Annotated in this window: 9 protein-coding genes and 1 pseudogene; 6 read left to right on the top strand and 4 right to left on the bottom strand. The window is 41.2% G+C overall.

Annotated elements, in window-relative coordinates:
* Positions 1 to 367 precede the first annotated feature (367 nt).
* From F6K37_RS24385 to F6K37_RS24360, 6 genes are all read left to right on the top strand, one after another.
* The gene (locus tag F6K37_RS24385) at positions 368 to 1,678 is read left to right on the top strand and encodes a DUF3326 domain-containing protein (protein ID WP_287252676.1); all 1,311 of its coding nucleotides are present in this window, start codon (positions 368 to 370) and stop codon (positions 1,676 to 1,678) included.
* A 53-nt stretch (positions 1,679 to 1,731) separates the two neighbouring features.
* Positions 1,732 to 2,913: a TauD/TfdA family dioxygenase gene (locus F6K37_RS24380; protein ID WP_287252675.1), complete on the top strand. Its 1,182-nt coding sequence runs from the start codon at positions 1,732 to 1,734 to the stop codon at positions 2,911 to 2,913.
* 18 nt (positions 2,914 to 2,931) lie between these two features.
* Positions 2,932 to 3,774, top strand: a complete 843-nt coding sequence (locus F6K37_RS24375) for a TauD/TfdA family dioxygenase (protein WP_287252673.1) — start codon at positions 2,932 to 2,934, stop codon at positions 3,772 to 3,774.
* Between the two features lie 33 nt (positions 3,775 to 3,807).
* Positions 3,808 to 5,562 carry a beta-eliminating lyase-related protein gene (locus F6K37_RS24370; RefSeq protein WP_287252671.1) on the top strand — a complete coding sequence of 585 codons (1,755 nt, stop codon included), beginning with the start codon at positions 3,808 to 3,810 and terminating at the stop codon, positions 5,560 to 5,562.
* A gap of 65 nt (positions 5,563 to 5,627) precedes the next feature.
* Complete coding sequence (locus F6K37_RS24365; RefSeq protein ID WP_008188148.1) at positions 5,628 to 6,011, top strand: cupin domain-containing protein; 384 nt, start codon at positions 5,628 to 5,630, stop codon at positions 6,009 to 6,011.
* A 133-nt stretch (positions 6,012 to 6,144) separates the two neighbouring features.
* Positions 6,145 to 6,888 (top strand): CmcI family methyltransferase, encoded by a 744-nt coding sequence (locus tag F6K37_RS24360; protein ID WP_008188149.1) that lies wholly within the window; start codon positions 6,145 to 6,147, stop codon positions 6,886 to 6,888.
* 242 nt (positions 6,889 to 7,130) lie between these two features.
* On the opposite strand, the gene F6K37_RS24355 is transcribed toward F6K37_RS24360, so the two are convergent.
* The 4 genes and pseudogenes from F6K37_RS24355 to F6K37_RS24340 all read right to left on the bottom strand — a co-directional run.
* The gene (locus tag F6K37_RS24355) at positions 7,131 to 7,871 is read right to left on the bottom strand and encodes a sulfotransferase-like domain-containing protein (protein WP_008188150.1); all 741 of its coding nucleotides are present in this window, start codon (positions 7,869 to 7,871) and stop codon (positions 7,131 to 7,133) included.
* 123 nt (positions 7,872 to 7,994) lie between these two features.
* Positions 7,995 to 8,384, bottom strand: coding sequence for a hypothetical protein (locus tag F6K37_RS24350; protein ID WP_008188151.1), 390 nt, complete (start codon positions 8,382 to 8,384; stop codon positions 7,995 to 7,997).
* A 61-nt stretch (positions 8,385 to 8,445) separates the two neighbouring features.
* A complete protein-coding gene (locus F6K37_RS24345) occupies positions 8,446 to 8,964 on the bottom strand; it encodes a Uma2 family endonuclease (protein WP_202799256.1) in 519 nt (172 codons plus the stop codon).
* A 26-nt stretch (positions 8,965 to 8,990) separates the two neighbouring features.
* Positions 8,991 to 9,202: pseudogene (locus tag F6K37_RS24340) on the bottom strand (Uma2 family endonuclease); the annotation flags it as partial.

The following is a 9,202-nucleotide window of genomic DNA, read 5'->3' as shown; positions in this document are numbered from 1 at the left end:
TTCTTAACATGATCTAATAAAATGCTTGCAGAAGTCGGGAACTTTGGATCGGGCAAATTCGCAGCAGCAGGGAATAAAAATTGACGAAACCCTTATCAAAACTGGGATGCACCCCGGTCTGCTCTGGTTTTGTTACAAAAATTAACAAATTTTTCTCTCATCAAAAGTAATTCTTACGATACACTGGCTAAGTGGAAAACTTAGGAGGCAAGGAAATGAACGCTCAAAGATGGATTACCCCTAGTTTTTGGCCTTGCTGAATCAATGGTAATTAGACCTACTGAGTTGTTAGCTCATAAGCCAGTCGATGATTAGTGTAAAATTCATCCGGTTGGCTGAATCAGTTGTTAGTAAGTAAATACAAAGAATGACCCAAGTCTATACCAAAGATTTTGAAATCCAATGCCCTCCCCCACAGCGCACCTGGAGAGAAATTTCCCAAAAAATTGCTGAGCTTCCCTTACCAGGTGTTCCCATTCGCTTGATTTTAACCAAGGTTGAAGGAGATACGCTCACTTTTGAATCCAGCTTCATTGATACAGACAGAAAGCCGGTTTGGTCATCATTACTTGATATTAATATTCGTCAACGGGTTTCTAATCAGCCCTTTGTGGCAGTTAGTATTATTCCCACCGGAGTCAGAGCAGAAATTGGTGGTTTTGCGGGAGATGCTACTCCTAGTACCAATCTGTTAGCCTCCGCTTGTGACTATCTGGTCACCAATCCCAATGCAGTTACTGCGTCGGATATTTATTTCGGTCAGGATAATGTTCTTTATCTGGAAGGGAATCTGATTTGTCAGTTACTACTGGGTAATATTGGAGTGATTCCAGAAAAGCGCAAAAACATTGCAGCGATTATAGAAAAACCAAGAGATGAGAGATTTTTAAACAATGTTATTAATGCTCTCAATGGCTTGCGTGCTGTGGGAGGAATTAATATCGACCCTGTAGTCGTAACCGGTGGCCCAGTGGAAACCGCCTGTACCTATTCCCAGTATGGTAATGCTTCCGGGGAATTTAAAGGTATGGACGAATTGATGAAGGCTCTAGATGTGGTGGAAAGTTCTTCTGCTAGAGCAGTGGCTTTAATGACCACTTTGGAAGTAGAGGATAAAATACGTCAAGCTTACTACCGAGGGGAATCTATCCCGAATCCTTGGGGCGGTGCGGAAGCAATTATGACCCACATGCTCACTAATTTTTATCCCTTTACTGCTGCCCATGCTCCCTTATTATTGGAGTGGGAACATACGGGATTTGGGAAATTAGTAGACCCTAGGGATGGTGCAGAATTAATTTCCAGTGCCTATGTTTGTTCGCCCCTCAATGGTTTAATCAATTCTCCCCGTCCGGTAAGGTTTGATACTCCCGTAGCAGCAGGGGAAACCAGGATATCCGTAGAGAATGTTTCGGCGGTAGTGATGCCAGAAACAACCGTGGGTAATATTCCGTTTTTAGCGTCTTTAGACCAAGGTGTGCCAGTAATTTTAGTCAAAGATAATACCACTAAGTACGATATTACTCCTGAAAGATTGCAAATCGAGACTCAAGGCAACCCGATCTATCGTGTCAATAGCTACATGGAGGCGGCGGGATTACTGTTAGCCTTACGTAATGGTATTGCAGTGGAAAGTACAATTCGCCCGATGCCGCAACTTCAGCCGATTTTTCTGTAGCAAAGCCTGAAACTTTATATTGTATAAAGCTTAGAGGAGTAAGTTTCATTTTCATGAATTGTGCTGAAAAATCCCCATTATCTTCATCATCTCAAAAGGTTCAAGTTCAATCTTGCCAGACTAGTGACAAAGGCATCGAAGTGGATTTGCTTTCTAAAGTCACCAATAATTTAGATAGTTTAAGCTTACCGTGGATGTGGCTGCGAGATCACTGTCAATGTAGTGAGTGTTTCACTTCTAGTGCCCAGAGAGAATGTGATGTATTCATTGGCTGGGAGAGATTTAGCTGGGAAGAAGTCCTTGTAGATACTGATCCCACAGGGCTGATAATTCAATGGCAGGATAATCACAGAAGTTACTTTTCCTATGATTGGCTATGGGGAATGCTTAATATTAAGAACTCCGTAGCAGTAGATGAACGAAAATACTGGAGTGATGATTTACCAAGTCTTGATTATCGAAGTGTCCTTGACACAGATATCGGATTAAGGCATTTGGTTGAACATCTCACCCAAGTCGGAGTCTGTAAAGTGATTGGTGCCAAGGCGAGTAAAGCTGAAGCGGCTCAACTTATGCACCGATTTGCCTATCTTCGGCAGAGTAGTTTGGGAGACATAGTCGAAATTAAACCATCAAGTAATTCCAACTATGATGAAGCCCATCTTCATACCGATGGAGCTTTTAATTACGACCCACCAGGTATCAAACTGGTTCAATGCCTCGACCAAACTATTTCACCCTGGGAAATGATTTTTGTTGATGGTCTGGCGCTTGTTGACAGAATCAAAAGCGAAGCACCGCAGACTCTAAGTTTATTACAAAATAATCCTGTCTCTTATCAGTACCTGAGGCACGATATCAATCTGATTGCTTCAGATCCGATTGTGACCCTAGATAGTTATGATCGACTCAAGCGTATACGCTACAATCCGAAAGCACAACTTCCTGTTGCTGAGCAGGATTTGCTAAACAAACAAGCGTTGCAAGCTGCTTTGAAGCAGTTTGAGGCATGGGTTGAGGACCAATCCCAACAGCGAAAACTCAGCTTGAATCCAGGAGAAATGGTGCTGTGGGATAATTGGCGTGTCTTGCATGGTGGTAGTGCGATGGATGGGAATCATCACCTTGCTGTCTGTATGTCAAATATGGAAGATTTCCATAGTCGTCTGCGCGTAATTCAGAACAAATCCTATCAACGTCCAGTTCCCCAGGCTCGTGAAAAGAAAGGGGTTTAAAGTATAAAAATTTTAAGCATGACAACCTTAAGCACCATTGACAAAAGTTCGACTCCCAAAAATTTAATCCTCTGGACAGCCAACACATTTGCTAATGGGCTACCCACAGTCACTTTCAATGAAGTAATGAGTGAATCTAGGGGATTAAAAAAATGGTTAGAGAATATTGCCTGTTATGGTCTGGGAATGGTATCAAATACACCACCTAATCGTGAGTCAACCCGAGCACTGATTGAACGGGTAGCTTATATTAGGATGGATATCTTTGGCGGTTTTGCTGACTCCGATACTAGCGAACCCCATGCTGATAGCGCCTATTCCAATGGGTATCTGGCAGCCCACACCGATGGAACTTATTCCTACGACCCCCCTGGACTGATTGTATTTCACGTTCTCGATCGAGATTATATTGGTGGAGAGAGTATTTTCATTGATGGTTTTTATGCTGCCCAAACTCTTCGGGAATCATCTCCTGACGCTTTCTCCTTGCTTACCAAGGTTGATATGCCAGGGCACTATTTAGAAGTTGATACCCATTTAGAAACAAGGCAACCTCTAATTAAACTTGATGCTGAAAACCAGGTAAAACGAATTCGATTCAATCACATGGATCGCGCACCTTTTTACTGGGGAGAACAAACGACACAGGTCTATGAGGCTCTTTGGGAGTGGCGTAAAATTATTGATGACCCAGCCAATCAATATCGCTTTCGCCTGACTCCTGGAAATGTTCTCTTGTTTGACAACTGGCGTCTTTTGCATGGACGACTAGCTTATGAAGGGGAACGACGCATGGTGAACTGCTATTTAAACATGGAAGACTTTGAAAGCCGACTGAGAATACTTAGAACCAATACTTAGAACGACTCTCTAGAGTAGTACTTACTACTAAAAATGCCGATGAATTCCCAAAGCGATCTAAAATCCCCAGTCAATTCCAAGATCAGAGGTCTGGCCTCAGATAATGAGGCTGGAGTCGATCCCGAAATTATGAAGGCTATCCTAGCCGCTAACCAAGGACATGCTCATGCCTATAGCGAAGATGAGTGGACGCGCTTAGCTATGGAACAATTCCATAGAAATTTTGGGGCTGATTGTCAGGTATTTTTTACTTTCGGCGGGACTGGTTCCAACGTATTCGCTTTGGCTTGTTTGTGTCGCTCTTTTGAAGCCATATTCTGTTCTAGTAAAGCACACCTCTACCATAGTGAATGTGGGGCTGTGGAGAATTTCATTGGTAGTAAGTTAGTTCCGATTGAAACCGCTGATGGGCATCTGCGACCTCAAGATATTGAAAGTTACTTGTATTGGCAAGAGGAGGTCCATGCCTCTATCCCTCGTGTGATATCCATAACCCAGTCCACGGAACTGGGAACGGTGTATCGTCCCAAGGAGATTTTAGCTTTAGTGGAATATGCCCATCAGCAGGGTATGAGGGTTCACATGGATGGCACACGTCTTGTCAATGCTGCAGCTTCACTTAATTGTTCCTTGGGTGCGCTAACGACGGAACTCGGTGTTGATGCTATATCCTTTGGTGGAACCAAAAACGGGCTTTTGATGGGAGAAGCAGTAATTTTTCCTAACTCTGACCCCTCGTTATCTCGGAATTTTTCGGCTATCTGGAAACAAAGTATGCAGATGCCTTCAAAAGCTCGATTTATCGCCGCCCAGTTTTTAGCGTTACTCAAAGATGACCACTGGCTGCAAAATGCTAGCCATGAAAACAAAATGGCTAAGTATCTTGCTGAACAATTATCTACCATACCTGAAGTTGAGATAGTATATCCTGTCGAGACCAATGCTGTCTTTGCGAAAATTCCACCTAATTGGATCGAAGCTCTGGTTAATGTTTCTCATTTTTATGTTTGGGATAGTTCTACTGGATTAGTTCGATGGATGACCAATTTCGATACTCAGCCGGAAGATATTGATCTATTTATCCGCAAGCTTTATTCTCTTTCTATGGCTTCGGTGGGATCTGAAAATGCCATTGCGTTAGAACATAAGATGTCCAGAGAACAAGCCAAAGATATTTCAGAAACAAGACCTTGGTTATCTAGGATTTGTGATAGCCAAAGCACTGAGGAATTAAAAACTAATTACGATAGTTGGGCAAATACCTATGATGCAGATGTAAGAGAAGATTGGTCTTTTATGCCTGCCAACATAGCACGGACATTAAGCAAACTGCTTCCTAAGAAAGATGCCACAATCTTAGATGCTGGTGCTGGGACAGGGTTAGTGGGTGAAGCCTTAGCCCAACAGGGATATACTAATCTGACTGCTGCGGATTTGTCAGAAAAAATGCTGGCGATCGCTAAAGAGAGACAAGTATATCAAAGTCTGCATCAGTGTAATCTAGAAGATTCCCAAATTTTTAGCAATTCAGTAACTTTTGATGCTATTATTGCAGCAGGAGTTTTTGCTTATGCTCATGCTGGAGTTGCAGTTTTAAACAATCTATTCGGTATTTTAAAAGAGGAGGGAATTTTTTTATTAACCATACGGGAAGACTATCGCCGTAAAATGCAGATAGACTTAGATAAATTACCGTGGACATTAGTTAGTGAAGAGGGTTTTCCGATATATGACGAAGCCAAGTTGATGTATCTGCTTGCTTTAAAAAAAAGGAAACTTAATAACTGATATTAAGTCCAAATATACCATTTCTCTTTTAATGTGAGTAAATATCTAACATAACAGGAAAAACCATGAATAAATCAAAAATTAATCTAGGTTTAGAAGAATTAAAAAAAGAATGGGAACAAAAAGGTTTTAAATGCGAAATTTATCAAACAAATTCTGTGGAATCTTGGTCAAATCCAGGTCATAAAACTGACGAATTTATTATCCTTATAGAAGGAGAAATGGAGATTTATTTTCAAGGTCAAACTTACTATCCTCCCATTGGTGAAATATTCAAAATACCTGCTAAAGTACCTCACAAAACTAGATATGGAAATTCCACCTGTCTGTATTGGATCTATGCTTTTGATTGGCAGTGGAATGAAGATGGGGTTGGTATTGAAGAGGGGAAAATACGATCACCAAAAGTTAAATCGGGTGCATCTCATATTTGTAAAAAAGTGCCGTAGGGTGCGTGATAAGACGGACTCGCCAAGAAGCAAGCTGTAGCCAGTTTTGTGGAAGTACGTCCCGTAACGCACCACGAGGTCAAACTTCAAAAATGAGATGCACCCAGTTAAATCTGTTTGAGGAGTGATCCCAATGAAGAATCAAAGTGCTGATCAATTCATTAGATCTGATCAAGAAATCTCACAGAATAAAAGACTTGTCAAAATTTCTGATCGAGAAGATATCTGCTCCCTTCCCAAGGGGATTTGGAGACCTCTGACTGAAAACTATCATTTACAAACCTGGAAAGGGATACCAATGGACAAAAGTCCTATAGAAATTGCCCTTTATCCAATGCTGATTTACGAACTCCAACCAAAGACAATTATTGAACTTGGTGCAGATACTGGAGGAAGTGCAGTATGGTTAGCAGATCAGTTGAAGTTATTTGAGATTGAAGGTCTTGTCTACTCTGTTGATATCGATTTATCCTTACTTGATGAAAAAGCCAAAGCCCAACCCAAGATAAAATTTTTGGAAGGCGATTGTAACCAGATCGATCTGGTTTTATCGACCACACTGCTTTCTACACTTCCTCATCCTTGGTTAATCATAGAAGATGCTCATGTTAATTTAGTCGGGATACTGGATTATTTTCATAATAATGGGTTACAAAATGGAGATTATTTAATTATTGAAGACACAAATAAAGCTTTATGGGAGGCTTGGTCAGATTGGGAAGATCAAGAATTTATTGAACGGATGAAATGTAAGCTTGATTTACTCAAAAACTGGATGATTCAGCATCAAAATGAGTACTTAATTGATACTTACTATCAAGATTTGTTTGGTTATAACGGCTCGAAGAATTGGAATTCGATGTTAAAAAGGATGTAAATAACAATGACTAACAAATCTAGAATAAACGAAATAATAAACGATTTGCAAAAAAAGAGGTTTAAGTGTAAAGTTTCTATTGATGACTTAGAAGATTAGGTAGTCCTGCATAGTGATGCTGGGTGGGGGCTGAAACCCTCACCATACCGTTACCGATATCATTACAATGCACCACTACCCATTTCCCCTACGAAGGATAAAAACTACTCTTTTCATTGCTTAAAGTCTGTAGTTAAAAGTGGTTATTCAATCCGCAGTCGATGTTCATAAAGTCTTTGGTAATAAGGTAAACAGTAGTCATAGGCCTGCTTCAAGTGTTCATTGTTTTCAACACTAACGTAATTTTTTCTGTCCCTTTCTTTAAATTCCCGACTCGATTGTAAGTAAGTGTGCCAATCTCCTTCCCATGGAAGAGTCCATATTTTAGAGCATATCTTAGGATCCCATTTTAACGCTTGGGGCATAAACGGAATTCCTACAGCATCACAGTAAGCTTTAATCGTGGCCTCTGGTTTTTGTACCAAGTCATCTGAGTCAATGAGGGGGGGGACTTGTCCCAGAAAGGCTTTGGTGACTTCAAACAATTGGTAAAGTTCTGCATACCCAGTTTCACTTAAGTGGAAGTCAGGCCAACCGGCAAATAGAGAAGGAAGGCTTTTGGCAGGATGGCGAATAAGGAAAGTGTGGTTAAAGTGGGATAAAAAAGCTTCATCGGCTCGCTCGTAAATATATAAAGCCATATCTTTAATAAAGACAGGTTGGCTTTGAGCCTTATTGATTAGGTCTTGGAATAGGGGTTGAAAATTATAAGCTGGATTAATCTCAGCTTTTGCACAGCGATCAGATTTCCTTTCCTCGCTACCGAAATAGTATAGGCTAAAGGGTTCATGAAGAACAATAAAGTCTCCCCTTGCTTGCATCATCATTTTAAAAGCGGTGGATGTTGATCGAAAAGTTGTCCATAATACCAAAATTTTTTTCATGGCTAGATCTCAATAGTAGATGTTAGAGTCAATGCCTCTGTTACCAGAGGACAGTTTATAAGGAGCACGTCAGTTTAGGATCGTTCTGATTCCACCAAACAAAAATATGAGTGTCCAGAAAAATCATAAAACCTCTTCAGAACTCTTCTCCATATCCCAGTCTTCTAGAGGGATAGCTGGCTCTTCAGGATCGGCATAGTATGCGTAGGGCTGCTTGTTTGCCAATGGTAAGATAGGATATTCCTTGTCTTGATGCAATAGCGAGTGGGGGAAACCCCCGCGTGAAGGCGCTGCATCGCTTTTGACTTCACCAATAGTGGCAATTCCGGAAAGCTTATTTTGAATAGCTTCATTGTCTTGATGCAATAGCGAGTGGGGGAGACCCCCGCGTGAAGGCGCTGCATCGCTTAATATTTCTGAAGCCATATCCTCTACAGACATTCGTTTTTCCGCCGCCGCTTTTCTCAAAATTTCTTGAGACTTTTGACTAATATTGACATTCGTTATAATCATATAAAATACCTTTTAAACATTCAAAATTAACGTAATACCTTAGAATAATAAACTGGTTTTATCAATCAAATTCAGGAGCCCAAACTTCCACTACAGACAATTCCCACCCAGGAAGTAATTCCGGTACTTCCAGCACATCCCCATCCCCCAGCACAACCTTATCTCGATTAAAGCAATAAACTTCCATGGTGCGAGTTCTCGGATCCACTAACACCCCAACTTGAGTTCCCAATTCCAGAAATTGCTGGATCTTCCGGCGTAATTTAGCCAAACTGCCACTCTTAGATTTAACTTCAAACATCAAGTCAGGAACTAACTCCGCGTAACCTTCTGTAGTGCGAGGTAAACGTTCAGCTAGGATAAAAGAAGCATCGGGTGTGCGGACATCTCCATCTTCGTTAGGTAAACGAAAACCACCACTAGAAGCAGTTACCCTGCCTAGTCTACGAGGTCGTACCCAGTTTGATAACTGGGCAACAATTGCAGCAGCTACTTGATCTGATTCTATACCTGAAGGACTCATAACAATAATTTCTCCAGCCACTAGTTCCATCTGATAATCAGGATGTTCAGCTTGCAGTTTTTCTAAGTCTTTTACTGTTAAACCAGTTGAGTCTTGGAGGTAACATCCACTTCAATGGCTAGATCTGGCGGTGGGTCAAGGGTAAGATCGACGCGCCCCTTGTCTCGGATTCTAGCGTGGTTTTGGATGTAGAAGCATTGATCCGGTTCAATGCCACTGTCCATATTTTCTCCCTTGAAGGTAGTGGAACCAAAGCACTCGCAGTCGATTTCTAACTGATCAAGCAAAATTTTAA

Source organism: Moorena sp. SIO4E2, from assembly GCF_010671945.1.
Lineage (GTDB): Bacteria > Cyanobacteriota > Cyanobacteriia > Cyanobacteriales > Coleofasciculaceae > Moorena > Moorena producens.
The sequence above is the reverse complement of the archived record's forward strand: the minus strand, read 5'-3'. Positions and strand labels throughout refer to the sequence as shown.